This is a genomic window from Gammaproteobacteria bacterium (genome assembly GCA_016199745.1).
Taxonomy (GTDB): Bacteria; Pseudomonadota; Gammaproteobacteria; order Acidiferrobacterales; family Sulfurifustaceae; genus JACQFZ01.
In genome coordinates this window covers 1-23,808 of the sequence record JACQFZ010000017.1, presented here as the reverse complement: position 1 = coordinate 23,808, position 23,808 = coordinate 1, and the positions used below count along the sequence as shown (strand labels likewise).

The window sequence follows — 23,808 nt, the reverse complement described above, 5'->3', positions numbered from 1 at the left end:
TTATTCCTCATCGTCTACCGCTGCCGGCTTTGCCGTCGGCGGCGGTGCCGGCGGTACCACCACCGGTTTGCCGTCCGCTTGTTTACCGAGGATGACTTGGTCCATCACCTTGCGCGCGATCGGCGCGGCAACGCTGCTGCCGTGGCCGCCGTTTTCGACGACCACCGCGACCGCGACTTTCGGATCCTCGACCGGCGCAAACCCGACGAACAGCGCATGATCGCGGAAGCGCTCGGGCGTGCCGTGCTCATCGTAGCGAGCGCCTTGGGCGATGCTCTTTACCTGGGCCGTGCCGGTTTTGCCACCGATATGGTAGGGCGCATTGCGGCCGATGCCCTGCGCCGTACCGTGGGGCGAGTGAACGACGCCCATTAAATGTTCGTACAACTGGTCCCAATGACTCTTGTCGTTGATCGAGAGGGCGACGCCGGGGGCGAGGGTCCAGTCTTGTCGTTCCTTCGTCCGCGGGTCTTCGAGCGCACGCAGCAGTGTCGGCTTAAAGCGGAAGCCGCGGTTGGCGACGACGCTCATGGCCGTCGCCAGTTGCACCGGCGTTACCAAGACTGCGCCCTGGCCGATACCGGCAACCACCGTCTCGCCGGGATACCACGGTTGCCCGTGCGCCTTGCGCCAGGCCGGCGATGGCAGCAGGCCCTGCGATTCGCCGGGTAAATCGATACCGGTCGAGTGGCCAAAACCGAACGGAATCAGAAAATCCTTCATACGCTCCGGGCCGAGGGTGACCGCCAAGCGGTAGAAGTAGACGTCGCATGATTGGACGATGGCATCATGCAAGGTGACCATGCCGTGACCGCCGTGCTTCCAGTCGCGAAATTGGTGGATGCTGCCCGGCAAGTTGTACGAGCCGTCGCACAACACCGGCCGGTTGGCGTCCCACAGCGGTCCGGCTTCGAGCGCCGCCATGCCGAGAAAAACTTTGATGGTCGAGCCGGGCGAGTACTGCCCGTTGATGGCGCGATTGACCAGCGGTTTGTCCGGATCGGTCAGCAACGCCTGGTACGACGCCGAATCGATGCCGTTGACGAACTCGTTCGGGTCATAAGTCGGCGTGCTGGCATAGGCTAGGACGGCGCCGGTAGACGGATCCATCGCTACTACCGCGCCGCGGTACTTGCCGAGTGCCTGTTCGGCGACGGCTTGCACTTGTGCGTCGAGGCTTAGGTAGAGATTTTTGCCGGCGGTCGGTGCGATCCGATCGAGCGTACGCAGCGCCCGGCCGTGCGCATTGGTTTCGACCTGTTCGAAACCGACCTTGCCGACCAGCAAATCTTCGTAAGTCGCTTCGAGCCCGGTTTTGCCGATCTGCTGCATGCCGCGGTAGGCGGATTTATCGATGCGCGCCAAGTCCAGTTCGCTGATGCGGCTGACATAACCGAGCGCGTGCACCGCCAGGCCGCCGAGCGGGTAGTGCCGCTGCAGGCGTGCACGGAGCTCGGCGCCGTTCAAGAACGGTAGCCGCACCGCCACCCGTGCCGCTTCTTCTTCGTTGAGATGCGAGCGCAGCGTGATGTTCTCGAATCGCGGGCGCTCGTGCATTTGTTTGTAAAACGCCTTCAGATCGCCGTCGGTCACGCGTACCAGCTGCATGAGTTGCGCTACCAGTTCATTCATGTCGTCGACCTGCTCGGGCACGACTTCGAGCGTGTAGACCGGAAAGTTTTGCGCCAGCACGACGCCGTTGCGGTCGAGGATGACGCCGCGCGCCGGTGGAATCGGCAGCGGCCGGATGCGGTTGGCTTGCGACAACGTCGCGTAGTGGCGGTAATTGATGACTTGTAGGTAGGTCAGGCGGATCAGCAATAACACCGTCAGAATAATGACGAGCACAGCGGCGACGCCGAGCCGCGCGTTGAAGATGCGCGTCTCGCGTAGATAATCTTTTAACGGGATGTTGAGCATTACTTGCTTAGTTAGGACGTCATCGATGTTGAAATCGGTAGCGGCGAGGGAGTGATAAATTATTCCGCGATAAAGACACCCCTCATCCTATTCTTCTCCTTAGGGAGAAGGGACCAGCGTATTACCGCAATCAGGCCACACGCCCGCGCCGTCGCAGATCGCGTAGGATCACGAACAACCACGGCCAGATCAGCATGCCGACGACGCTCGGTGTCCAATAAAAGACCGTGCCTGGGTCGGTGCCGATCGCGCCACGGATCCACAGCACCAGTAATTGGTTGATAGCGAGCAGCACCAGCACGCTCACCGCTTGTTGCCAGCGCGGGAACATGCGTAATTGCGGATGCAGCCGGACGGTGATGAATGCGATCACCGCTTTGGCGAGCGCATGTTGACCCAGCAACGCACCATACAGCACGTCCAGGAACAGACCGAGCGCCCAGCCGGTACCGACCGAGATGCGCTGCGGCGCGGCCATGCACCAATAGATCAACACCAACGCGACCCAGTCGGGAATGAACGGCTCGGCCCACGCCGGGCCGGGCAGAATGTTCAACAGGATCGCCACCGCGAACGTACCAAAGAGGATCAACCGGCCGCGGGTGTGCACGCTCATCGTCATTTTTTACGTCCCCGCACGGGTGGTGCGTCGTCGTCGGCCGGTGGCAGCTCCAGTTTTTGTCCCGGCCAGATGAGTAGGAGTTGTTTACCGTGGTTGATTTGCGCCGCCGGCCGCGCGCTTATGATCAGGTAGCTTTCGCCCGGATCGTTTTCGATTTTGGTCACGTACGCCACCGGATAACCGGCGGGAAAGGTGCCGCCGAGGCCGGAGCTGACGAGCAAGTCGCCTTCCTGAATGTCGGCCACGGCCGTCAAATACGGCACGGTCAAGCTGTCGTGATCGCCTGAACCGAAGACCATCGCGCGCAAGCCGCTGCGGTTATCGAGCACGGGAATAGCGTGGCCGGGATCGGTGATCAAGGTAACAGTGCTCAAGCGTTCGCCGAGCACGGTGATTTGACCGACAATGCCGTGCGCGTCGATCACTGGTTGGCCGATGTAGGCGCCGTCGTGCGCGCCGCGGCGCAGCATCAGGCGGCGCGCAAACGGTTCCAGATTCACGTGTACGAGATCGGCCGCGAGCGCCCGATCGGCGACCCGTGCCGACGAGCCGATCATGGCGCGCAGTCGGGCGTTTTCCGCTTCGAGCGAGTCGAGCTGCTGGAGCCGCGTCAGTAACTGTTGGCGCTCGGCGTTCAGCTGATCGCGCTCTTGGCGCAGGGTCGTGCCGGTGGTGAGGAATTCAGCCATGCCGTTGTAGAGCGACACCGGTAGCGACGCTACCACCTGGAGCGGATGTAACAACACCATCAGTCCGGCGCGGACATCTTTTAGATAGTTGCTGCGGTGATCGAGCATCATCAGTGCTGCCGACAATGTCGCCAGCAGCACGAGCCGAGTAAGAGGGGTAGGTCCGCGGAGCGGTTTGCCGAATACCGTAATCATGCGACGGCGAGCGCAGTCGCCTTGATCGAGTTAGCCCTTATCTTAACCCTCCCCCGCTGGCGGGGGAGGGACTCGGCAAGGGCAGTTAAGTGAAGGGCAAGATCCGAAATAAATGAGCGTTGCATACCTGCGCATTTTAGCAGGCCATTACCGAGCAGCGCGCTATTCGTGCACAAATACGTCGCTCAATTTTTCCGATTCCATCAAGGCTCGACCGCAACCGCGGACGACGCAGGTAAGCGGGTCTTCGGTGATGATGATCGGCAGGCCGGTCTTCTCGGCCAGCATGCGATCCATGTCGCGCAACAGCGCGCCGCCGCCAGTAACGACCAGGCCCTTCTCGGCGATATCGGCGCCGAGCTCCGGCGGGGTTTGTTCGAGCGCGATTTTGATCGCGCCGACGATGCCGGTTAGGCATTCGGACAACGCTGTGTGGATTTCGTTACTGTTGACGATTTGACTGCGCGGCACGCCGTCGGCGATGTGCCGGCCTTTGATATCCATTTCGCGCACTTCGCTCGAGTCCCAGGCGGTGCCGATGGTTTTTTTCACGTTCTCGGCGGTGGCTTCGCCGATCAGCAGGCCGTACTTGCGGCGCACGTAGTTAATGATCGCCTCGTCCATCTTGTCGCCAGCGATGCGCAGGCTGTGGGAGTAGACGATGCCGCCGAGCGAAATGACGCCGACTTCACTAGTGCCGCCGCCGATATCGAGCACCATCGACCCGGTCGGGTCCATGATCGGCAGGTCGGCGCCGATGGCAGCGGCCATCGGTTCTTCGATCAGGTACACCTCGCGCGCACCGGAGCCGATGGCGGATTCGCGGATGGCGCGGCGTTCGACTTGGGTCGCGCCGCAGGGCACGCAGATGATGATGCGCGGGCTCGGTTGGAATAGTCGGTTTTCGTGAACTTTCTTGATAAAAAACTTAAGCATTTCGCCGGTGATGGCGAAGTCGGCGATAACGCCGTCTTTCATCGGCCGGATAGCCTGAATCGACCCGGGCGTGCGCCCCAACATTTTCTTCGCGTCGTGACCGACCGCCAGGATCGAGCGGTTATTGCGCGATCCGTGTTCCTGGCGAATCGCTACCACCGATGGCTCGTTCAAGACAATGCCTTTGTCGCGGACGAAAATGAGGGTGTTAGCGGTCCCCAGATCGATGGCGAGATCGCTGGAGAAGAAACCGCGGATTCCTTTGAACATGGAGTGATTTACCCGGGGTGTAGGTTATGAAAAGGGGTGCCAACAGCGGGCGCCTAACTGTATCAACCGTGTGCAGTGGGTTCAACCAAATAGCGGGATATGATAACTTGCCGCCTCTTCTTAATGCCGCCGCGCTTACTCTCGTTATCGCCGCATGTCGCTCGATACAACTCAAGTAAAGAAAATAGCACATCTCGCTCGTTTGCAAATTACGACGGACGAGGCGCAACGTTATGCCGAATCGCTATCGCGGATACTCGGGCTCATCGAGCAGATGAACGCCGTCGATACCACCGGCGTCGAGCCGATGGCACATCCGTCAGACGCAGCGCTGCGTTTGCGCGACGATCGGGTCACCGAGCCGAACGAGCGCGAGAAGTTTCAGTCGATCGCTCCCGCGGTCGAAGCCGGTTTGTACCTCGTCCCCCAGGTCATCGAGTAGGCCATGATCGAGCAAACCGTTACCGAACTCGCCGCCGCGTTGCGGACCCGCAAGATTTCCAGCGTCGAGCTGACGCAAGCTTTCTTGGCGCGTATTAATAAGTATAAGGACCTCAACGCCTTCATCACCGTCGACCCGGAGCGCTCGTTGGCGCAGGCGCGGGCGGCGGACGCTGCCTTAGCGAAGGGCCAGGCCGGAGCGCTGACGGGAGTACCGATCGCGCAGAAGGATATTTTTTGTGCCGACGGCTGGTTAACCACCTGCGGCTCGAAGATCCTGTCGAATTTTGTGGCGCCGTACGACGCCACCGTCATCGCCCGCTTCAACGCCGCCGGCGCCGTCATTCTCGGCAAGACCAACATGGACGAGTTCGCCATGGGCTCGTCGAACGAGAACTCGTTTTACGGGCCGGTAAAGAATCCGTGGGATACCGCCGCTGTTCCCGGCGGTAGCTCCGGCGGTTCGGCCGCCGCCGTGGCCGCGCGTTTGGCGCCGGCGGCCACCGGAACCGATACTGGCGGCTCGATTCGGCAGCCGGCAGCGCTCACCAACTTGAGCGGTATCAAGCCGAGTTATGGCCGGGTCTCGCGCTACGGCATGATCGCCTACGCTTCGTCGCTCGATCAGGGCGGACCGATGGCGCGAACCGCCGAAGATTGCGCGCTGTTGCTGAACGTCATGGGCGGTTTCGATCCGCGCGACGCGACCTCGCTCGACCGGCCGATGCCGGACTACACGAAGACGCTCGGCGACGATATCAAGGGCCTACGCATCGGCTTGCCGAAAGAGTATTTCAGCGAAGGTCTGAACCCGCAGGTTGCCAAGATCATCGAAACCGCGATCGCCGACTACCAAAAGCTCGGCGCCCAAGTGGTCGAGGTCAGCCTGCCGAATTCGGCGCTGGCGATCCCGTGCTACTACGTGTTGGCACCGGCCGAGGCGTCGAGCAATCTGTCGCGCTTCGACGGTGTGCGTTACGGCCGCCGCGCTGCGGAATATAGCGATTTGCTCGACATGTACAGCAAGAGTCGCGCCGAAGGTTTCGGGTCGGAGGTTAAGCGCCGCATCATGATCGGCACTTACGCGCTCTCGGCCGGTTACTACGACGCTTACTACCTCAAAGCGCAGAAGTTACGGCGTTTGATCGCCGACGATTTCACCAAGGCGTTCGCCGCGTGCGACGTCATTATGGGCCCGGTGTCGCCGACGACGGCGTTTAAAATTGGCGCCAAGACCGACGATCCGGTGACGATGTATCTGTCCGATATTTATACGATCTCGGTCAACCTCGCCGGTTTGCCCGGCATGTCGATCCCGGCCGGCTTCGATAACCAAGGCTTACCGGTCGGCCTGCAATTGATCGGCAAATATTTCGACGACGCCAAGTTACTCAACGTCGCCCATCGCTACCAGCAAGTGACCGATTGGCATAAACGTGTGCCGAAGGGTTTCGAATAGAGAAGCGGTGGTAGATCGACCGGCGTATCAGCGGGTTCCCTCCCCCTGAGGGGGAGGGAGGTTAGTTGTAGGGTGCGCCCTGCACACCGCTTGTTGTCTTGAGGACAGAAGTCGGTAAATGGCGAACTACCGCCGTACCAATGTAGCGGGTGGAACTTATTTTTTTACCGTTGTCACCCAAGAGCGGCGACCGTTACTGGCAACTGATGCGGTCAGGAACGCGTTGCGCAATGCGATCTATCAAGCAAGAGTGACCCTGCCGTTCGATGTCGAAGCATGGGTATTGCTACCGGATCATCTTCATTGCATTTGGCGACTCTCATCGGGAGATGCGAATTTCTCGGCACGATGGGCGGTTATTAAACGCTGCGTGAGTCGAGACTGTGCAGCGTTGGTTGACGCTACGCGAAGTACGTCAAAGAGTGGTCGAAATGAGTATGCATTTTGGCAGCGAAGATTTTGGGAGCATCAGATCCGAGACGATAAGGACCTTACGGCGCATCTGGATTACATTCATTGGAATCCGGTAAAGCATGGGTTAGTGCGGTTGGTAAACGAGTGGCCTTACTCTACCTTTCACGGGTATGTAGCAAAAGGGACGTATCCGAGCGATTGGGGCGGAGGAAACGCCATTAGTGCTAAAGGTAGTTTCGGTGAATAATTCGGTGCGTAGGACGCACCCTACTTAACCTGGCGTTATAGATCTTCAATATGGAATGGGAAACCGTCATCGGTCTTGAAGTGCACGCGCAGCTCTCGACGCAGAGCAAGGCGTTCTCCGGCGCGTCCACGCAATACGGCGCGGCGCCGAATACGCAGGCATGCGCGGTCGATATTGCGTTGCCGGGGGTGTTGCCGGTCTTTAATAAAGAAGCGGCACGAATGGCGGTGAAATTCGGCCTCGCCGTCGGCGCGGCGATCAATCGTCGATCGGTGTTCGCGCGCAAGAATTACTTCTATCCCGATCTGCCGAAGGGCTACCAGATCAGCCAGTACGAATTGCCCGTGGTCGGCAAGGGCGAACTCGTCATCGAGCTCGATGGCGTCGAGAAGCGCATCGGCATCACCCGCGCGCATCTGGAAGAAGACGCCGGCAAATCGCTGCACGAAGATTTTCGCGGCATGAGCGGTATCGATCTCAATCGTGCCGGCACACCGCTGCTGGAAATCGTTTCCGAGCCGGATTTGCGCTCGTCGAAAGAAGCGGTCGCGTATCTCAAGAAGTTGCATCAGCTGGTGGTTTACCTCGGCATCTGCGACGGCAACATGCAGGAAGGCTCGTTTCGTTGCGACGCCAACGTGTCGGTGCGGCGCAAGGGCGAGAGTAAATTCGGCACGCGCGCCGAGATCAAGAACGTCAATTCGTTCCGCTTCGTCGAGAAGGCGATCGAGTTTGAAGTCGATCGCCAGATCGATTTGATCGAATCCGGCGGCAAGGTCGTGCAGGAGACGCGGCTGTACGATTCCGACCAGAACGTCACCCGTTCCATGCGCAGCAAGGAAGAGGCGATGGACTATCGCTACTTCCCGGACCCGGACCTACCGCCGTTGGTGGTCGACGAGAGTTTTATCGAAGCGACGCGCAAGACGTTGCCGGAATTACCGGACGCCAAGCGCGAGCGCTTCATGAGCCAGTATGGCCTGAACAAATACGATGCCGGTGTTCTGACCAGTTCGCAGGCGATGTCGGTGTACTACGAGCAAGTGATCAAAGTCGCCGGCGCCGACCCGAAGATCGCCGCCAACTGGATCGCGGTCGAGTTGTCCGGTTTCTTGAACCGCGACAATAAAGAAATCGAGCAGTCGCCGGTGACCGCCGCCATGATGGCTGGGTTGCTAGAGCGCCTGGCCGACAACACCATCTCCGGCAAGATCGCCAAAGAGGTCCTGGAAGCCATGTGGGTCGGCGAGGGCGATGCCGACGTCGTAATTGAGAAAAAAGGCTTGAAACAGATCACCGATACTGGCGCCATCGAAAAGGCCATCGACGACGTTATGGCCAAGAATCCGAAGCAGTTGGAGCAATACCGCGGCGGCCAGGAGAAATTATTTGGCTTTTTCGTCGGTCAGGTGATGAAAGCCACCGCTGGCAAGGCCAACCCGGCACAAGTGAACGAGCTGCTCAAAAAGAAGCTCAGCAATTAAAAATGTAGGGTGGGCAGCGCTTTCCCGCCCACGCGTTTAACGGCAGAGTAGGCAGAAAAGTGCGGCACTCTACCTGAAATAATCCAGGACTATAGTTAAGTACACCGTTTTCCATTATCCGCAGGGCTAACACTAATGAACCTCGACCGCGTTACCTCCGGCAAGAATTTGCCGGAAGACTTCAACGTCATCATTGAAATCCCGATGAATGCCGATCCGATCAAGTACGAAGTGGACAAGGAAACCGGCGCGCTGTTCGTCGACCGTTTCATGATGACGGCGATGCACTATCCGTGTAACTACGGCTACATCCCGCATACGCTGTGCGACGACGGCGACCCGGTCGACGTGCTGGTGATTACGCCGTTCCCGGTGACGGTCGGTGCCGTTATCCGCTGCCGTCCGATCGGTGTGCTGCAAATGGACGACGAAGCCGGCGGCGACGCTAAGCTGATCGCCGTGCCGGTCGATAAAGTTCTGCCGATCTACAAGCATTGGAAGAAGCCGGAAGACTTACAGCCGGAACGTTTGTTGCAGATCCAGCATTTCTTCGAGCACTACAAAGATCTGGAGAAGGGCAAATGGGTGAAGGTCAAAGGGTGGGGCGGCCCGGACGAAGCGAAGAAGGAAATCGTCGACGGCGTTGAACGCTATAAGAGCGCCAAGAACAAGCCGATGTTCTAGTTGTTTTACGGTGAGGCGGGATCTTCTCGCCTCACCGTCCCGCATTTATTGGCGATCCAGCGTTTTCTGCAAGAACAGTGTCGTCTCCTCCATCGACACCGGCTGACCGAAGTAAAAACCCTGCACCGCATCGCAACCGCGGCTGCTTAACAACGCCAGCTGTTCCGGCGTCTCCACGCCCTCGGCCGTTACTTGTAAACCTAAGTTGTGTGCCATGGAAATGATGGCGCTGACGATGGCGACATCGTTCGGATCGGTCGGGATATCGCGCACGAACGATTGATCGATCTTGACGCGACTGATCGGCAGTCGTTTCAAATAGGTCAAGCTCGAATAGCCGGTACCGAAGTCGTCGACCGAGAACTTTACGCCAAGGTCGTTCAGCTTACGCATCACTGCCAGCGCGTTGTCGACATTCTGCATCAACAAGCTTTCCGTGATCTCGAGCTCCAACGCTGCCGGCTTGAAACCGGTGCGACGCAGGATGGCGTTGATCATGTCCGGTAAATCGGGCTGCTGAAACTGTCGCACCGATAAGTTCACGGCCAGCCGCAGATCCGGATGCAATCGCCGAAAAGCCTCGAATTGCTCACAGGCGGTATGCAGTACCCACTCGCCCAAGTACACGATGAGACCGGATTCTTCCGCCAACGGAATAAATTCCGACGGCAAAATGATGCCGCGAGTCGGATGGAGCCAGCGTACCAGCGTCTCCAGTGCTTCGAGCTTACCGCTCTTAAGGTCGATCACCGGTTGGTAGTACAGCATAAACTCGCTGTGCTCGATCGCGTGCCGTAAATCGTTTTCCAGCTCCAAGCGCTCGCGCGCTTTGACCATCATGTCGCTCGAATAGAACGCATAGGCGTTGCCGCCGGCTTCCTTCGCGCGATACATGGCGATATCGGCATTACGCAGCAAACCATCGACGTTGCCTTCGTCGAACGGATAGAGCGTCATGCCGAGGCTGGCGCTGCTGAAGAGCTCGTGGCCGGCGATATGAAACGGTAACGCCAGGCTGTTCAAAATTTTCTTGGCCACGTACGCCGCATGATCGACGTGGCCCATGTCGGCCAGGATCACGGTGAATTCGTCGCCGGCGAGTCGCGCCACGGTGTCACCGTCACGTACGCAACGCAGCAAGCGCTCGGCCGCGCTCTTGATCAGCAAGTCGCCGATGCCGTGACCGAGGCTGTCGTTGATGGTTTTGAAGCGATCGAGATCGAGGAAGGCGACACCGAGGATACGATCGTGCCGGTTCGCTTCGAGAATCGCTTGATTGAGCCGGTCGACGAACAGCACACGATTGGGTAGTCCAGTGAGCGCATCGTAATGCGCGAGATAATGCAGGCGCTCTTCGGTGCGCTTGCGCTGCATTACCCCGCCGAGCTGCTCCGCGACCGCGGCCACGAAGTTGGTCAGACGTTCATCGCCGGGACGCGGTTCGCGCAATAGGAATTCGAGCACCGCCAGCACTTCCTTGTCGGCGATGACCGGAATGCCGAGGGCCGCTTGTAGACCGGTTTCGCGGGCGAACGGGGCGCGCGCGTAATGGGTGTCTAGCTGAACATCGTGCACCCACACCGGCTGCTTCGACGACCACACTTTCCCCGGCAAATCTTCATTCAATCCGAAGGCGAAACTCAAACTGGCGGTGCGAAATTTTTCCAAGCCGTTGCCGTAGCAACACCATGCCGGGCCGCATTCGATGGCGGCTCCATCGGCGCGCGGGATCCATGCCTGGGCCAACGTCCAACCGGTAGTCTCGCAAATCTTCGTCAGTGTGACCGATAGCGCCGCGTGCAAGTCGCCGGCGGCGGTCGCGGCGTGGGCGATCGTTTGCAACAGCTCTAACTCTTGCTCGGAGCGGCGTCGCTGTCGCCGTTGCTCGGCGTCTTTCATCTCGCGTTCGACCGCTGGCAACAAGCGCTTGCGATTGCCCTTCATGACGTAATCTTGCGCACCGGCACGCATGGCCTCGACGGCGGTGTCTTCGCCGATCGTTCCGGAAACGAAAATGAACGGCGTATCGAGCCCGCGCTCGCGTACGATCGATAGTGCGTGCGTACCGCTAAATTGCGGCATGCTGTAGTCGGCGAAAATAATGTCCCACTCCTCGGCCGCGAGCGCGGTCGTTAGCTCTTCCGGCGTATCGACGCGTAGCCAGTGCGGTTGGTAGTCGCCTTCCGACAAATCGTGCACCAACAGCAGCGCGTCGTCTTCCGAGTCTTCGATGATGAGAGTGCGCAGGATGCCGCTCATAGAAAATTACCTGATAACATTTAAGTATAGGGAACGGCCCAATCGCCGATTACCAACCGTCGACATAATGAGCATGAATTCGGCGTGCATTTTTTTATGGGCTTCGATCCGAAAGCCGATGACTCGGCCGATTCTTACGCCGCGCAACGACGCTTCAACGACACGCCGATTGCTCTGTCATGCACCGTTCATGCCGGTGGCCGCTCGTTGAGCAGCAACCAGTACAGGCCGAGTTGCCGCGCCGCCTGAACGAACTCGTCGAAATTGACCGGTTTACGCACGTAGCTATTGCAACCCAAACGATAGCTGCTAATGACGTCTTGCTCTTCCTTGGAAGACGTCAGAATCACTACCGGCAACAACTTCGTGCGTTCATCGCCGCGTACCTGCCGCAGCACTTCCAAGCCATCGATTTTCGGCAGCTTGAGATCGAGCAATACCACCGCCGGCAGTTGTCGAGGATCACGGCCGGCGTAGGCGCCGGTGCCGAATAAATAGTCGAGCGCTTCGACACCGTTACGCGCGACGATTACCTCATTGCTGATGTTATTGGTGCGAAATGCACGCAACGTTAGCGCTTCGTCGTCCGGATTATCTTCTACTAACAAGATCGCTTTTTCGGCCATTGTCTGCTCCTAATGTTTCTCACTAGTCACTCCCTCTCCTTCGGGGGAGGGTCGGGGTGGGCGGCTTTGCTCAATATCCGCCCCCTTCGTTTCAACCCACCCCTTGATTCCCGCCCGGGGTGCACGAAAACCTCGTGCACCCGTTCGGCGGCACAGATGCACGTTAAGTGCATCTGTGAAAACCCCGCCTCACCCCCCTGAGGGGGAGGGGAAGTCGGTAAAAATCTTCATAATTATTGCTTCATTAATTTAGTTGAGCGTGAAGTAAAACGTTGCCCCTCGATCGACCGTACCCTCGGCCCAAATGCGGCCGCCATGCTTACGCATGACGCGCTGCACCGTGGCCAGACCGATGCCAGTACCGGGGAACTCGTGGGCGGCGTGCAGTCGTTGAAACGGTGTGAACAATTTGCCGGCGTAATTCATATCGAAGCCGGCACCGTTATCGCGGACGAAGTAGACAGTCGGTGTATTGCTTTGCACACCTAGCTCAACTTGCGCTTCCGGTCGCGTGCCGGTGAATTTCCACGCATTGCCTAACAAATTTTCGAGAGCGATCCGCAGCAATCGGGGATCGCCTTGCACTTTCAAGTTCGGCGCCAATACAAATCGTACCTGGCGCTGTGGATCTTGCGCTTGCAGGGTTTGCACGATGTCTTGCGCGAGCGCGCTTAAATCAACCGGTTCGCGGGTCGGTTCAGCGCGAGTCACGCGCGCCAGCTTGAGTAAGTCGTCGATCAGCAGGCCCATGCGCTGCGCGCCGCGTCGTACACGCTCGAGCGAATCGCGGCCGTCAGCGTTGAGCGTAGCGCTGTGCTCGTCAAGCAGAATGCGTGAAAAACCGTCGATTGCCCGCAGCGGTGCGCGCAGATCGTGTGACACCGAGTAAGAGAACGACTCGAGCTCCTTATTGGCCGTTTCCAGTTGCGCCGTGCGTTCCGCGACGCGTTGTTCAAGATCGGCATTGAACTGGCGAAGCTCGTCACGCGTGCGTTCGAGCTCGGTTCGGTTTTGGCCGATTTCCTCGAGCATGTTGTTGAAGCCGTCGACCAGCACGCCGATCTCGCCGTCGTTGCGCTGGTAGGACCGTAGCGTGTAGTCGTGCTCCTGGCCGACGCGTCGCATCAGCTCGGCGAGATGGGAGATCGGGTCGGCGACTTGTCGTTGTAACCAAATCGAGGCGAACACGCTGACAGCGGCAACGGCAAGGAATAGCACAGCGATGCTGCCGCCGAATGCCCATAGCGTTTCCTGCCATTCATCAGTGTCAGCACCCAGGTAGACATGGCCGATTAGCTTGCCTTTGAGTCTGATAGGTCGCAGTACCGCCGCTTCGTGGTCGGTGAACGTCGGGTTACCGATGGCGGGCATCGTCTCCGGCAGTGGCGCAGTAATGTCGCCCCGTCGATAGTGTGCGAACAGATTGCCGTGCTGTTCATACAGCGCCGCCGCTAACACATGTTCGTCGCTTGCCAACACTGCCAATGTCTCGTCGGCCGCTGCCGGATCGTCGAATGCTAACGCTGCCGTGCTATTCAAGCCGACGACGTCGGCGAGTAAGGTCAACTTGCGTGTCGTTTGCCGCTCAAACTCAGCGCGCTCGTGCAGCAGTAAACCGATGCCGATCAGCAATAGACTGATAGTGGAGACGGTCAGTTTTATGACAACGACCTTGCGGCCTAGCGACATCTGTCGGAAGAAGCGGCTGACGTTGATCATGGTGGCGGTGTCGACAGGTTGAGTAGGCGCGAGCTCACGATTAATCCGACCTGTTGCGCCGATTGCTGGTTGACTTGAAATCGAATACGGCCACGAACTTCGATTAGGTTGATGATGCCGCCTTGTTCGAGGAAGCCGGCCACTTCGCCGACCGTCAGCATGCCGCGTTCGCTGGCGATAGCGGTCGGATCGGCAGCATCAGCGGCGACGAACAGTAGATGGCAGCGTGCGTCGTGTGCTTGCGCGGGTTGCTGCAACCGGCGGACGATGATTTCGTGATTGTCGACGCGCTCGCCGGTAAATATATCGAGCGCATTGCCGAAACGATCGGCGCCGACTACACATAGATTGAATTTGTCGTCGTCGCCGAAGACGTCGGCGGGCCAAGAAACGAAGTGTACGAAGTTATATAAATAAGACGCCTTCACTTGATATTCGAGCGCCGGTGGCGGTGCGGGTGTTTGCGCCGATGCTGCCATTGACCGCAGTACCAGCAAACCGGCAACGATTATTTTTTTTAATATCGCCACGTTAGTTTGGGATAAACCGCAACTCGTGACGCGGTCGGTAGGCGAAGCGCAACGCAACACCCATCCCCATCCCGAGTCCCTTCGGCGAATACCGGCGCATTAACACGTTCCTTTGATGGAGTTGGATGACTTCTTATTTCTTTGAAGTATAAGGGCCCATCGGTAAAGCTAACGGTCAACTACAGGAATATCCCATTGTGAGGTAGGTAGTTTACGTAGTTGCGGGAAGCGACAATGCGGACGAAAGGCGTTCCTGGTGGCATCTTCAACCTCCTTCCATGGCGGCGATCCGCATCAAAACATCACTCCCGGTTATCAGGCAAGGGCTTAGTCTTTCCGCTCGTATTTCCTTATTAGAGGTGGCGCTCGACTGGCGAGCGCCACCAAGAACGTAAAGCTTCAACTACAAGGGCAGTGTCGTATCCTTACTTAAGCAGGCTTTCGATGGCGTCGCGTTCTTCCAGCAATTCCTTTTGCGTTGCGCCGATCCGACCGCGCGAGAACTCGCTGACCGGTAGTCCTTGCACGATTTTGTACTCACCGTTTTGGCAAGTGACCGGATAGCCGAAGATGAGCCCCGGCGCGATGTCGTAGCTGCCGTCGGACGGTATGCCCATCGTCACCCAATCGCCGCTCGGCGTGCCGAGCACCCAGTCGCGCACGTGTTCGATGGCGGCGTTAGCAGCCGAGGCGGCCGACGACAATCCGCGGGCGTCGATGATGGCAGCACCGCGCTTTTGCACGGTCGGGATGAATTGGCTCTCGATCCACGCTTGATCGTTAATCAACTTGGCAGCGTTCTGGCCGCCGACGTCGGCGTTGAACAAATCTGGGTACTGCGTCGCCGAATGATTACCCCAGATGGTCATTTTCTTCACCGATGTCACCGGCTTGCCGAGCTTCTGCGCGATTTGCGTGAGCGCGCGATTGTGATCGAGCCGCATCATCGCCGTGAAATTTTTCGGGTTGAGGCTCGGTGCGCTCTTCATGGCGATAAGCGCGTTGGTGTTGGCCGGGTTGCCGACGACGAGCACTTTGACATTACGGCTAGCGACTGCGTCGAGCGCTTTGCCCTGCGGTCCAAAAATTTTGCCGTTGGCTTCGAGCAAGTCTTTGCGTTCCATGCCCGGACCGCGCGGGCGCGCACCGACGAGCAGGGCGATGTCGGCATCTTTGAACGCGACCATCGGATCGGACGCGGCGACCATGCCGGCGAGCAGCGGGAACGCGCAGTCGTCGAGCTCCATCATCACGCCCGTCAACGCCTTTTGCGCCTTCTCGTCCGGGATCTCCAGCAACTGCAAAATGACGGGCTGGTCTGTGCCCAGCATTTCGCCGCTGGCAATGCGAAATAACAGGCTATAGCCGATCTGACCGGCGGCGCCGGTAACAGCGACGCGCAAGGGCTTCTTCATAACATGAACTCCTAATGCGAGGTGGGTGATCACAAAGGCCGTTGGCCGAGCGGCGAATTATAAACGCGCCGGGCTCGGTTTGGGACCGTTGGCATCACGCTAGGGTACCTCTCAGCTTGAATATCTCGATAAACTTTGCCACCATCCTTAGCGCACTGGAAATGCAGGCTTTATGCGCGCCACTTGTGCAGCAATAAAAAAAGGACGTTCAGGGAGAGAACAATAACCATGGTCAATATGGCGTCGTCGCCCGGAATGGCGACAATTCAACCGCCTATATCATTCAGTTGTTTTATCCCTTCCACGCCCTCTATGCGCCGGCGTTAATTGACCTGCCAACCACAAACTCAGAGGAGGAGTCAGAATGTCTATTTTTCTACGCATCGACGGTATTACTGGCGAAGCAAGCGATAAGAATCACAAGGGTTGGATCGATATCGTCGATTTTAAATGGGGCACGCGACGCGGCATTACGTCAGCGACTTCCACGCGGGGCGATCGCGAAAGCGGCAACGCCGCCATCACCGATCTCGAGTTCACGAAGCTGATGGACATCGCTAGTCCCAAGCTCTTTCTCGAAGCCTGCTGCGGAACCGGCAAAGACATCACCCTCGAATTGACCAAAACCGGACAAGGCCAGGGCGCGGATACTTACATGGCCTATACGCTCAAGAAGGCGTTGATTAGCCATTACGGTGTTGGCGGAAACGCGCAAGATATTACGCGCCCAATGGAAACACTCACCATTAGCTTTACCAGCATCGAGACGCGCTACACGCCCTACGACGACAACGGCAAGGTAACGGCGCCAATGTCTGTCGGCTTCGATACCGCCACGAACACCAAGCGTTAATAACAGGGAGGAATTTTTATGAGCACTACGGCTGCTACCGACAACAACCACTCGCAAATTCGTCTGGGTCTAAAGATGTCTATCCCGGCGCTCTTTCCGGGCGACATCATCGCTCTCGACGAGCCGGCGCTCCGCTCCGTATTCATTCGTTGGTCGACGGGCGGGGCTTACAACCACGCCATTTTGTATCGTGGATCACGGCTCGCCGTTGATGCTATGCCGGGTCCGGGTGTTACCCAAGGTTTTTTAGCGAGAAAACTTGGCGCTGCTAAATTCACCACCGCTGCTGTTTTTCGCCACCGTACCGCCAGCCGTGAACAATGCGAAATCGCTGCCAAGTGGGCTGAAAAGCAAGTTGGTAAGCCCTATGACTTCGTAAGCGCGACGCTTGTCGGACTGCAGCCGGGCGCCCCTGCTCGTGGGGTCGTAAGCTATGGGCCGCTTTCGCTCCGTGTGTTGCCAGTCTTAGCCGACAAATTGACTGAAGAAGAAACAAAGAGCGGCAATCGACCAAATTCTGCTTTCATGTGCAGCGGCTTGATCCTCCGTGCCTTCGAGGTAGCTGGCGCTCCGATAATTGATACGCCCGCCAACTTTAGCTCTCCAGGAAAATTCCTAGAAACCTACGCCTTAGCCTATATGGGCAATCTGGATACAGCCTGACATGCGCTTCGCGTTTTTTACTGTGATATTACTGTTGTCCCTTGGTTGCCAACCAAGGGACAACCGTTATCCCGAAGACCAATTTCCCGAAGATCAGCATGTCGTCGGGCCGTTTAATATCACGAGCGAGTGGCAAACCATCACATTCTCAAAGCCGCTCGCAATTAACCGAGAAGGATCGCAGTCGTTTAACTTCGTGGTGGATCGAGATCGATATGTTCCTAACAGCGAATACCAGATCGAGGACATCCCTAATCAAGCTAACCTCCGCCGTCGCGACGGAGTCTTGGTCAAGCCCGAAGTAGTGCTAATCGGCGACAATGGTCAGGAAGTCTTGGTGACCGCTGTAAGCAATACATGGCTAAATGTTGGTGGCTTAACCATCGGATTTAGCATGCTTATAAATCCCGACACGCCGTCACCGCCCTTCCCCGAAGCGATCAGCGCCTTCCGTGCCGTGCGCGTGCGCAGCAACGAACCGTTTACCGCGAATTATCTGTGGTGGTGGGTGGACGGGCATCCGGATTATCCTCGTTGCGGGTATCGCCGATGCGCCTGGTGGCAACGAATTTTTTGGTCCGTTGCTGGTGAACAAAAGGAAGGGCAAAAGTAATTTTTTGGGGTACGCGCCTCGCGTTCGTTACCCTGACATTACTGCTATCACCTGGTTGGCAGCCAAGTAATAGCCGCTATCCGAAGTCAACATGTCGTAGGCCCGTTTCATATCACTCACCCTCGGGTTACATACGCCTGACCTAAATCGTTCATCTCCTTGTCAAACAGCCCCTTTAATCTGTGCCGGCTTTTTTTGGCAGCGTAATAAATCGAAGGAGCCGACATGTCGCTAACCGATGCGACGCTGGATCGTCGTCATTTCCTCAGTTAAGGAAACAGTGCCGCACGGACGCTCTTTGTTTCGATATCAAGCCCGGCCTCGGCGGGGCTTTTCTTTTTGGGGTGCGCGCAAACGTTCGCGTTAGTCACAAATTTTTAACCGGATCACGTTACCGTTGCGCATATAAACAGACGGGGACGCGATTGGCGCGGCCCTGCGCATTCCTCTCGGGGAGAAATGAGTCATGTCCGACCACAACGACGACATCAGCACCAACACGTCAAACAATCCTTCTTTCGATAGCGTTTTGCAACAGCGCCTGTCACGCCGCGGATTACTGCGCGGTACCGCCGGCGCCGCGGCGTTGGCGATTTTCGGCAGCGTCGGCGCTGCGTGCGCTAGCGCTGGTACGCAACACGGCGAAGCTCGCGGCCATCGTTTGCAACTCGGTTTCGACGCCGTTCCGAAGAGCAAGGCCGACGTTGTCACACTGCCGTCCGGTTATCACTACGACGTGCTTTATCGCCTAGGCGATCCGATTGCCGCCGGTGTCGCCGCTTACTTGAATAACGGCGCCGACGAGCCGGCCAGCTTTGCGCAACGCGGCGGCGATCATCACGACGGTATGCAGTACTTCGGTCTCGGTCCGAACGGCAAACACCACAAGAATGGTTCCGACCGCGGCCTGTTGTGCATCAACCACGAGGCGATCACCCCGGCGTATTTGCACCCGACCGGCCCGACCATCGTCGCCGATGCGCGTACTGACGCCGGTGAGGTGTTGCGGGAATTCTATGCGCACGGTATCAGCGTCATCGAGGCGGTTAAGCAGCACAAGAAGTGGAGCTATCAGCAAGACTCCCGGTTCAACCGCCGTATTCACACCTTGAGCGACATCGAGCTGTCCGGCCCGGCGGCAAAGATGCCGTACATGATCACGAAGTATTCGCCCGACGGCGCCAAGACGCGCGGTACGGTTAATAACTGCGCCAACGGTTATACACCGTGGGGCACGTATCTGACCTGCGAGGAAAACTGGGCGGGCTACTTCCGCCGTATCGTTGCGACCGATAACCCGAATCGTACCGCCAAGGAGCTGACGTCGTTCGCCCGTGACGCCATCGCCGGCACCGGCCGTGAGTTGTGGGCCACGGTCACGCCGGATACGGCGGACAATCTGTATGGCCGTTGGAACGCGATGAAGCTTGGCAGCTCCAGCGACGGTAGCGACGACTATCGCAATGTCGCCAACACCTTCGGTTGGGTGGTCGAGATCGATCCGTTCGACCCGACCTCGACGCCGAAGAAGCGTACGGCGCTCGGCCGGTTCGCGCATGAAGGTGCCTGGCTTGGCCCGGTGAAAACCGGTAAGCCGTTGGTGTGGTACATGGGTTGCGATTCACGTAACGAGTACATCTATAAGTATGTCTCGCATCAGCCATGGAACCCGGCTGATGCCAACGACGGCCGGGCTGCGGGCGACAAATATTTGAACGACGGCAAGTTGTATGTCGCCAAGTTCAACGCCGACGGTAATGGCGAATGGGTAGAGTTGCGCTTCGGCGCCAACGGTATTACGGCGACCCAGCCGGCGTACCCGTTCGCCGATCAAGCGGATGTGCTCGTCAACGCCCGTCTCGCCGCCGATGCCGCCGGCGCTACCAAGATGGATCGTCCGGAGTGGGGCGCGGTCAATCCGAATAATGGCGAGGTATATTTCACCTTGACCAACAACAACGCCGCCAGCCGTCCGCTCGCTAAGGTCGATGCGGCCAACCCGCGCTTCTACAACGACAAAAAGACCACCAGCCAGGATCAGAAAGGCAATCCCAATGGTCACATCATTCGTTTCGCCGAAAACGGTGGCGACGTCGATGCGACCTCGTTCAAGTGGGATGTGTTCCTGTTCGGCGCGCGCGCCACCGCCGATGCCAACGTCAATTTGTCCGGCCTCACGGACGCCAACGATTTCTCCAGCCCCGATGGCCTGCGATTCAGCAACGCCACACCGGGTTTGTTATGGATCGAAACCGACGACAGTGCGTATACCGACGTTACGAACTGCATGTTGTTGGCGGCGATCCCGGGCGAAGTGGGTGACGGTGCGGCGCGCACCGTGACCAACGTCGATGGTGCGGTGACCACGACCGTCGACACCTACGTCGGCAAGCTGCTTGGCGACGAGAAGTTGCGGCGTTTTCTGGTTGGCCCGAAGGAATGCGAGATCACCGGTATCGCCGAGACCCCGGACGGTAAGACCTTGTTCATTAACATTCAGCACCCGGGCGAAGATACCAAGCCCGATTTCGCCACCAGTGCCTTCGGTAGCCACTGGCCGGAAGGTAGCTTGGCGCGGCCGCGGTCGGCGACGATCGCCATCAGTCGCGATGACGGTGATATCGTCGGTCGGTAAACGATACTCCATCGGCGCAAAAAGCCCGGCGTGCTGCCGGGCTTTTTGTTTTTAGTAACTCGGATAGCGCTACGGTAGGCCGATGGTGATGTCGCGCCGCTTGCGCGATTGACGCAGCAACGCCAGTTGATGCCAGACCACCGTCAGCAGAATAATCGAGCCGCCGATAATAGTGGCCTGGGTAGGCACCTCGTCGACGAATACGTACACCCAGATCGGTGCGAGCGGCGCATCGAGCAGGCTTAACAACGCCGCGTGCGACGACGGGATCAGCCGAGCACCGTAGCTATAAATAGCGAAGCCGCCGCCGACATTGAGGATGCCAAAGGCGATCAGTAATCCGAGCGTTTCAGCATCAAGCGACCATGGGTCAACGGCCAACGGTAGTGTCACCGCGGCGGCGATGAATCCGGCCAGCGCCATCGCATGCACCACCGGCGTCGCCGGATACCGGCGCGAGATCACCGTGATGAATGCCATGCAGATCGTCATTACGAATGCCAAGACATCACCGAGCAACGAGCCGGTTAGTGCCGATCCCTGCATCATGATACCGATACCGACGAGACTAGCGGCACTGGCGGCGACAGTGCCGGCCGTCGGCTTTTCGCGCAGCCATAGCCAGGCAATGGCGGCGGCCACCAACGGCAGCGTCGCATAGATCACGGAAACCTCGGCGACGCTGGCATGCATGAAGGAATTGATGAAGACGATGATGCTGCCGGCGGTGATGAATGCCAGTGCAAAGCCCGGTGCACCGAGCGGAACGATCAAGCGCTTTTTGTTGCGCGCCGCGTCGATCGCCAGCCACAGCACAATCGATAGACCGCCGAACAAGCAGCGCCAAAATAACATGGTCCAAACGTCGGTCTTGATGAGGCGCGCGAATAGGCCGGCGGTACTCCAGAAGCCGATGGATATGAGCACGAGCGTAACGCCGAAGACGTAACTACGATCGGCATGACCGGCGGTGGTCGGTTTAGGTGGCACGCTTCCTCCCGTTATTCATTTTTATATTATCAGTGCAAATGCGTTAGCGAGTCGGCGGTACGTCGATCGCGGCCGGCGCTTTGCGCCGGTTCTCTCGTTTAGCGGTAAACTTTCCTAGAGCTCATCTCCCTCTCATAAGTCCCTCACCCCAGCCCCTCTCCCGGGGGGAGAGGGGTTTTACTCCCTTCTCCCACCGGGAGAAGGGACGGGGATGAGGGAAGAAGTGCCGATATTGGCACTTCTGAGATGGCCTCTAGTATCTCGTCACCTGACTTCCCAAAGATCTTCTCCAGCAGCTTATCCGTGCGTCTCCCTCTCCCCTTGCGGGAGAGGGAACAAGGGAGAGGGGAGTGGCTTACGGTTACTTTATTCACCGAATTAACGGAGACCGGGGCTAGATACGCCACCCTATACGGTGCGATCCAGATGTCAGAATCCTTCCAGCACCAGCTTGCCGACAGTGTGTCCCGCTTCCAACAGTTGGTGAGCGCGCTTGAGATTCGTCGCATTGATTGTGCCGAGGTTCTGCCCCAGCGTTGTCCTCAGCGCGCCTTGCTCGATCAGCCGTGCGACGTCGTCCAGTAACTGGTGTTGCTTGATCATATCCGGTGTCTGAAACAATGAACGCGTAAACATAAGCTCCCAAGCGATGGTTGCGCTCTTGCGCATGAGCTCGGCCAACGCCACCGGTCGTTCGGTGTTGACGATAGTACAAATCTTGCCTTGCGGCTTGATGATCGTAGCAAACGCTGGGAAATGCTGATCGGTGTTGTTGCAGCAAAAAATATAATCGACTTCGGTGGCGCTGCATGCCTGCAGCTGCGCCGCTAAATCCTTGGTGTGATCGACGACCTCATCGGCACCCAGCGTGCGTACCCATTGCGCCGATGCCGGCTGCGAAGCGGTGGCGATGACGCGCAATTGACCGAGCCGTTTCGCCAGCTGAATGGCGATCGAGCCGACGCCGCCGGCACCGCCGATGATCAGCAACGTCTTACCGGCATCGGCGCCGGTCGCGGAAATACCGAGGCGATCGAACAGCGCTTCGTAAGCGGTGATGGTGGTGAGCGGCAGCGCCGCCGCTTCGGCAAAACTCAAGTTGCGCGGCATCTGGCCGACGATGCGCTCGTCGACCAAATGCCGCTCGCTGTTCGCGCCCGGCCGGGCGATGCTGCCGGCGTAGTAAACCGCGTCGCCCGGTTTAAACAACGTGACCGCAGCACCGACGGCGCGTACCACGCCGGCGGCGTCCCAGCCGAGCACGCTCAACGTTGTGTCGCTCGCGTCCTTGCGCGACCGCGTTTTGTAGTCGACCGGATTTACCGCCACGGCGTTGATGGTGACCAATAAATCGTGCTCCGCGGGTGTCGGCTCTGGCAGCTCGACGTCGAGTAACGATTCGGCATGATCGATAGGAAGGTAACGATAAAACCCGACGGCTTTCATGGTGGTCTCGAAAACGTTATTGGTTAGATGCGGCGATTCTTCGCGATATACGCGCCAGTAACAAGTACGCACATTTTCTGGTAGTAGTACACTTTTTGATACCGTCGATGGGAGTCGAACGATGGCAAAACACAAAAGTTATCACTGTCACGGCGGTTGCCCGGTAGAGGCGACCTTGGATCTGATCGGCGGCAAGTGGAAGGGAATATTATTGTTTCGTTTGCTCAACGGTACACAGCGTTTCAACGCGTTGAAGCGCCAGCTGCCGAACATCACTCAGCGCATGCTCACCAAACAACTGCGTGAGCTGGAACAAGCGGGCCTCGTGAAGCGTGTGGTCTACGCCGAAGTACCACCGCGCGTTGAATATAGTCTGACGCCGTTGGGCACAAGTTTGGAACCGGTCGTTGCCGCGTTACGCAGTTGGGGTAAAGATTATTTGACGCGGAAGTTACGCGCGAGCAAAGCGGTGTGATGAAAAAATGCACAGCGTGCGCCGTGATGTTGGTTTTTGGTTTCGCCCCGAGGGGCAAACCGATAAATTTATTCCGTATGAGCTAGGGCGTGTCCTCATTTCCGCTGCAGCCAGATCAAGGTACAGGCGAGATAGGCCATCGCCTTGAAATTACGCGCCAGTTTTTCATAACGCGTGGCGATACTACGAAAATGTTTAAGTCGGGCGAAGAGATTTTCCACCA

At 58.1% G+C, this 23,808-nt stretch carries 22 protein-coding genes; 10 read left to right on the top strand and 12 right to left on the bottom strand.

Going from position 1 to position 23,808, the window contains the following annotated elements:
• The 4 genes from mrdA to HY308_03715 form a co-directional block, all read right to left on the bottom strand.
• Window positions 1–1,920: a penicillin-binding protein 2 gene (gene mrdA, locus HY308_03730; GenBank protein ID MBI3897390.1), complete on the bottom strand. Its 1,920-nt coding sequence runs from the start codon at window positions 1,918–1,920 to the stop codon at window positions 1–3.
• A gap of 130 nt (window positions 1,921–2,050) precedes the next feature.
• Entirely contained in the window at window positions 2,051–2,536 is a 486-nt protein-coding gene (mreD, locus tag HY308_03725) for a rod shape-determining protein MreD (GenBank protein MBI3897389.1), read from the bottom strand.
• Between the two features lie 2 nt (window positions 2,537–2,538).
• The gene (gene mreC / locus HY308_03720; protein MBI3897388.1) at window positions 2,539–3,426 is read right to left on the bottom strand and encodes a rod shape-determining protein MreC; all 888 of its coding nucleotides are present in this window, start codon (window positions 3,424–3,426) and stop codon (window positions 2,539–2,541) included.
• Between the two features lie 162 nt (window positions 3,427–3,588).
• On the bottom strand, window positions 3,589–4,632 hold the full coding sequence (locus HY308_03715) for a rod shape-determining protein (protein ID MBI3897387.1): 1,044 nt from the start codon (window positions 4,630–4,632) through the stop codon (window positions 3,589–3,591).
• A gap of 154 nt (window positions 4,633–4,786) precedes the next feature.
• Between HY308_03715 and gatC the strand changes: the two genes are divergently transcribed.
• The 5 genes from gatC (at window position 4,787) to ppa (ending at window position 9,361) form a co-directional block, all read left to right on the top strand.
• Entirely contained in the window at window positions 4,787–5,074 is a 288-nt protein-coding gene (gatC, locus tag HY308_03710; GenBank protein ID MBI3897386.1) for an Asp-tRNA(Asn)/Glu-tRNA(Gln) amidotransferase subunit GatC, read from the top strand.
• Window positions 5,075–5,077: 3 nt separating this feature from the next.
• The gene (gatA, locus tag HY308_03705; GenBank protein MBI3897385.1) at window positions 5,078–6,532 is read left to right on the top strand and encodes an Asp-tRNA(Asn)/Glu-tRNA(Gln) amidotransferase subunit GatA; all 1,455 of its coding nucleotides are present in this window, start codon (window positions 5,078–5,080) and stop codon (window positions 6,530–6,532) included.
• Between the two features lie 118 nt (window positions 6,533–6,650).
• The gene (locus HY308_03700; protein MBI3897384.1) at window positions 6,651–7,193 is read left to right on the top strand and encodes a transposase; all 543 of its coding nucleotides are present in this window, start codon (window positions 6,651–6,653) and stop codon (window positions 7,191–7,193) included.
• A 50-nt stretch (window positions 7,194–7,243) separates the two neighbouring features.
• Window positions 7,244–8,677, top strand: a complete 1,434-nt coding sequence (gene gatB, locus HY308_03695; GenBank protein MBI3897383.1) for an Asp-tRNA(Asn)/Glu-tRNA(Gln) amidotransferase subunit GatB — start codon at window positions 7,244–7,246, stop codon at window positions 8,675–8,677.
• Window positions 8,678–8,812: 135 nt separating this feature from the next.
• Complete coding sequence (gene ppa, locus HY308_03690) at window positions 8,813–9,361, top strand: inorganic diphosphatase (GenBank protein MBI3897382.1); 549 nt, start codon at window positions 8,813–8,815, stop codon at window positions 9,359–9,361.
• Window positions 9,362–9,406: 45 nt separating this feature from the next.
• On the opposite strand, the gene HY308_03685 is transcribed toward ppa, so the two are convergent.
• From HY308_03685 to HY308_03665, 5 genes are all read right to left on the bottom strand, one after another.
• Window positions 9,407–11,620 carry an EAL domain-containing protein gene (locus tag HY308_03685; protein MBI3897381.1) on the bottom strand — a complete coding sequence of 738 codons (2,214 nt, stop codon included), beginning with the start codon at window positions 11,618–11,620 and terminating at the stop codon, window positions 9,407–9,409.
• Window positions 11,621–11,808: 188 nt separating this feature from the next.
• On the bottom strand, window positions 11,809–12,246 hold the full coding sequence (locus HY308_03680) for a response regulator (GenBank protein ID MBI3897380.1): 438 nt from the start codon (window positions 12,244–12,246) through the stop codon (window positions 11,809–11,811).
• 249 nt (window positions 12,247–12,495) lie between these two features.
• Window positions 12,496–13,617 carry a HAMP domain-containing protein gene (locus tag HY308_03675; protein MBI3897379.1) on the bottom strand — a complete coding sequence of 374 codons (1,122 nt, stop codon included), beginning with the start codon at window positions 13,615–13,617 and terminating at the stop codon, window positions 12,496–12,498.
• Between the two features lie 344 nt (window positions 13,618–13,961).
• Window positions 13,962–14,495: a YfiR family protein gene (locus tag HY308_03670; protein ID MBI3897378.1), complete on the bottom strand. Its 534-nt coding sequence runs from the start codon at window positions 14,493–14,495 to the stop codon at window positions 13,962–13,964.
• Between the two features lie 425 nt (window positions 14,496–14,920).
• A complete protein-coding gene (locus HY308_03665; GenBank protein ID MBI3897377.1) occupies window positions 14,921–15,910 on the bottom strand; it encodes a malate dehydrogenase in 990 nt (329 codons plus the stop codon).
• A 364-nt stretch (window positions 15,911–16,274) separates the two neighbouring features.
• On the opposite strand from HY308_03665, the gene HY308_03660 reads away from it, so the two are divergent.
• The 4 genes from HY308_03660 (at window position 16,275) to HY308_03645 (ending at window position 20,674) form a co-directional block, all read left to right on the top strand.
• Entirely contained in the window at window positions 16,275–16,763 is a 489-nt protein-coding gene (locus HY308_03660; GenBank protein ID MBI3897376.1) for a type VI secretion system tube protein Hcp, read from the top strand.
• 18 nt (window positions 16,764–16,781) lie between these two features.
• Window positions 16,782–17,426, top strand: coding sequence for a hypothetical protein (locus HY308_03655; protein MBI3897375.1), 645 nt, complete (start codon window positions 16,782–16,784; stop codon window positions 17,424–17,426).
• 1 nt (window position 17,427) lies between these two features.
• A complete protein-coding gene (locus HY308_03650) occupies window positions 17,428–18,039 on the top strand; it encodes a hypothetical protein (protein ID MBI3897374.1) in 612 nt (203 codons plus the stop codon).
• A gap of 466 nt (window positions 18,040–18,505) precedes the next feature.
• Entirely contained in the window at window positions 18,506–20,674 is a 2,169-nt protein-coding gene (locus tag HY308_03645) for a PhoX family phosphatase (protein ID MBI3897373.1), read from the top strand.
• Window positions 20,675–20,743: 69 nt separating this feature from the next.
• Here HY308_03645 and HY308_03640 read toward each other — a convergent pair whose 3' ends face one another.
• Window positions 20,744–21,664 carry a DMT family transporter gene (locus HY308_03640; GenBank protein MBI3897372.1) on the bottom strand — a complete coding sequence of 307 codons (921 nt, stop codon included), beginning with the start codon at window positions 21,662–21,664 and terminating at the stop codon, window positions 20,744–20,746.
• 429 nt (window positions 21,665–22,093) lie between these two features.
• On the bottom strand, window positions 22,094–23,110 hold the full coding sequence (locus HY308_03635; protein MBI3897371.1) for a zinc-binding alcohol dehydrogenase family protein: 1,017 nt from the start codon (window positions 23,108–23,110) through the stop codon (window positions 22,094–22,096).
• A 121-nt stretch (window positions 23,111–23,231) separates the two neighbouring features.
• On the opposite strand from HY308_03635, the gene HY308_03630 reads away from it, so the two are divergent.
• Complete coding sequence (locus HY308_03630) at window positions 23,232–23,585, top strand: helix-turn-helix transcriptional regulator (protein ID MBI3897370.1); 354 nt, start codon at window positions 23,232–23,234, stop codon at window positions 23,583–23,585.
• Window positions 23,586–23,680: 95 nt separating this feature from the next.
• Here HY308_03630 and HY308_03625 read toward each other — a convergent pair.
• A partial coding sequence (locus tag HY308_03625) for a transposase (GenBank protein ID MBI3897369.1) occupies window positions 23,681–23,808 on the bottom strand: 128 nt, incomplete at its 5' end.

What these genes read in the sequence shown, in the direction of transcription:
- mrdA (MBI3897390.1), bottom strand. Translation starts at nt 1,920, where the DNA reads ATGCTCAACATCCCGTTAAAAGATTATCTACGCGAGACGCGCATCTTC.
- mreD (MBI3897389.1), bottom strand. Translation starts at nt 2,536, where the DNA reads ATGAGCGTGCACACCCGCGGCCGGTTGATCCTCTTTGGTACGTTCGCG.
- mreC (MBI3897388.1), bottom strand. Translation starts at nt 3,426, where the DNA reads ATGATTACGGTATTCGGCAAACCGCTCCGCGGACCTACCCCTCTTACT.
- HY308_03715 (MBI3897387.1), bottom strand. Translation starts at nt 4,632, where the DNA reads ATGTTCAAAGGAATCCGCGGTTTCTTCTCCAGCGATCTCGCCATCGAT.
- gatC (MBI3897386.1), top strand. Translation starts at nt 4,787, where the DNA reads ATGTCGCTCGATACAACTCAAGTAAAGAAAATAGCACATCTCGCTCGT.
- gatA (MBI3897385.1), top strand. Translation starts at nt 5,078, where the DNA reads ATGATCGAGCAAACCGTTACCGAACTCGCCGCCGCGTTGCGGACCCGC.
- HY308_03700 (MBI3897384.1), top strand. Translation starts at nt 6,651, where the DNA reads ATGGCGAACTACCGCCGTACCAATGTAGCGGGTGGAACTTATTTTTTT.
- gatB (MBI3897383.1), top strand. Translation starts at nt 7,244, where the DNA reads ATGGAATGGGAAACCGTCATCGGTCTTGAAGTGCACGCGCAGCTCTCG.
- ppa (MBI3897382.1), top strand. Translation starts at nt 8,813, where the DNA reads ATGAACCTCGACCGCGTTACCTCCGGCAAGAATTTGCCGGAAGACTTC.
- HY308_03685 (MBI3897381.1), bottom strand. Translation starts at nt 11,620, where the DNA reads ATGAGCGGCATCCTGCGCACTCTCATCATCGAAGACTCGGAAGACGAC.
- HY308_03680 (MBI3897380.1), bottom strand. Translation starts at nt 12,246, where the DNA reads ATGGCCGAAAAAGCGATCTTGTTAGTAGAAGATAATCCGGACGACGAA.
- HY308_03675 (MBI3897379.1), bottom strand. Translation starts at nt 13,617, where the DNA reads ATGCCCGCCATCGGTAACCCGACGTTCACCGACCACGAAGCGGCGGTA.
- HY308_03665 (MBI3897377.1), bottom strand. Translation starts at nt 15,910, where the DNA reads ATGAAGAAGCCCTTGCGCGTCGCTGTTACCGGCGCCGCCGGTCAGATC.
- HY308_03660 (MBI3897376.1), top strand. Translation starts at nt 16,275, where the DNA reads ATGTCTATTTTTCTACGCATCGACGGTATTACTGGCGAAGCAAGCGAT.
- HY308_03655 (MBI3897375.1), top strand. Translation starts at nt 16,782, where the DNA reads ATGAGCACTACGGCTGCTACCGACAACAACCACTCGCAAATTCGTCTG.
- HY308_03650 (MBI3897374.1), top strand. Translation starts at nt 17,428, where the DNA reads ATGCGCTTCGCGTTTTTTACTGTGATATTACTGTTGTCCCTTGGTTGC.
- HY308_03645 (MBI3897373.1), top strand. Translation starts at nt 18,506, where the DNA reads ATGTCCGACCACAACGACGACATCAGCACCAACACGTCAAACAATCCT.
- HY308_03635 (MBI3897371.1), bottom strand. Translation starts at nt 23,110, where the DNA reads ATGAAAGCCGTCGGGTTTTATCGTTACCTTCCTATCGATCATGCCGAA.
- HY308_03630 (MBI3897370.1), top strand. Translation starts at nt 23,232, where the DNA reads ATGGCAAAACACAAAAGTTATCACTGTCACGGCGGTTGCCCGGTAGAG.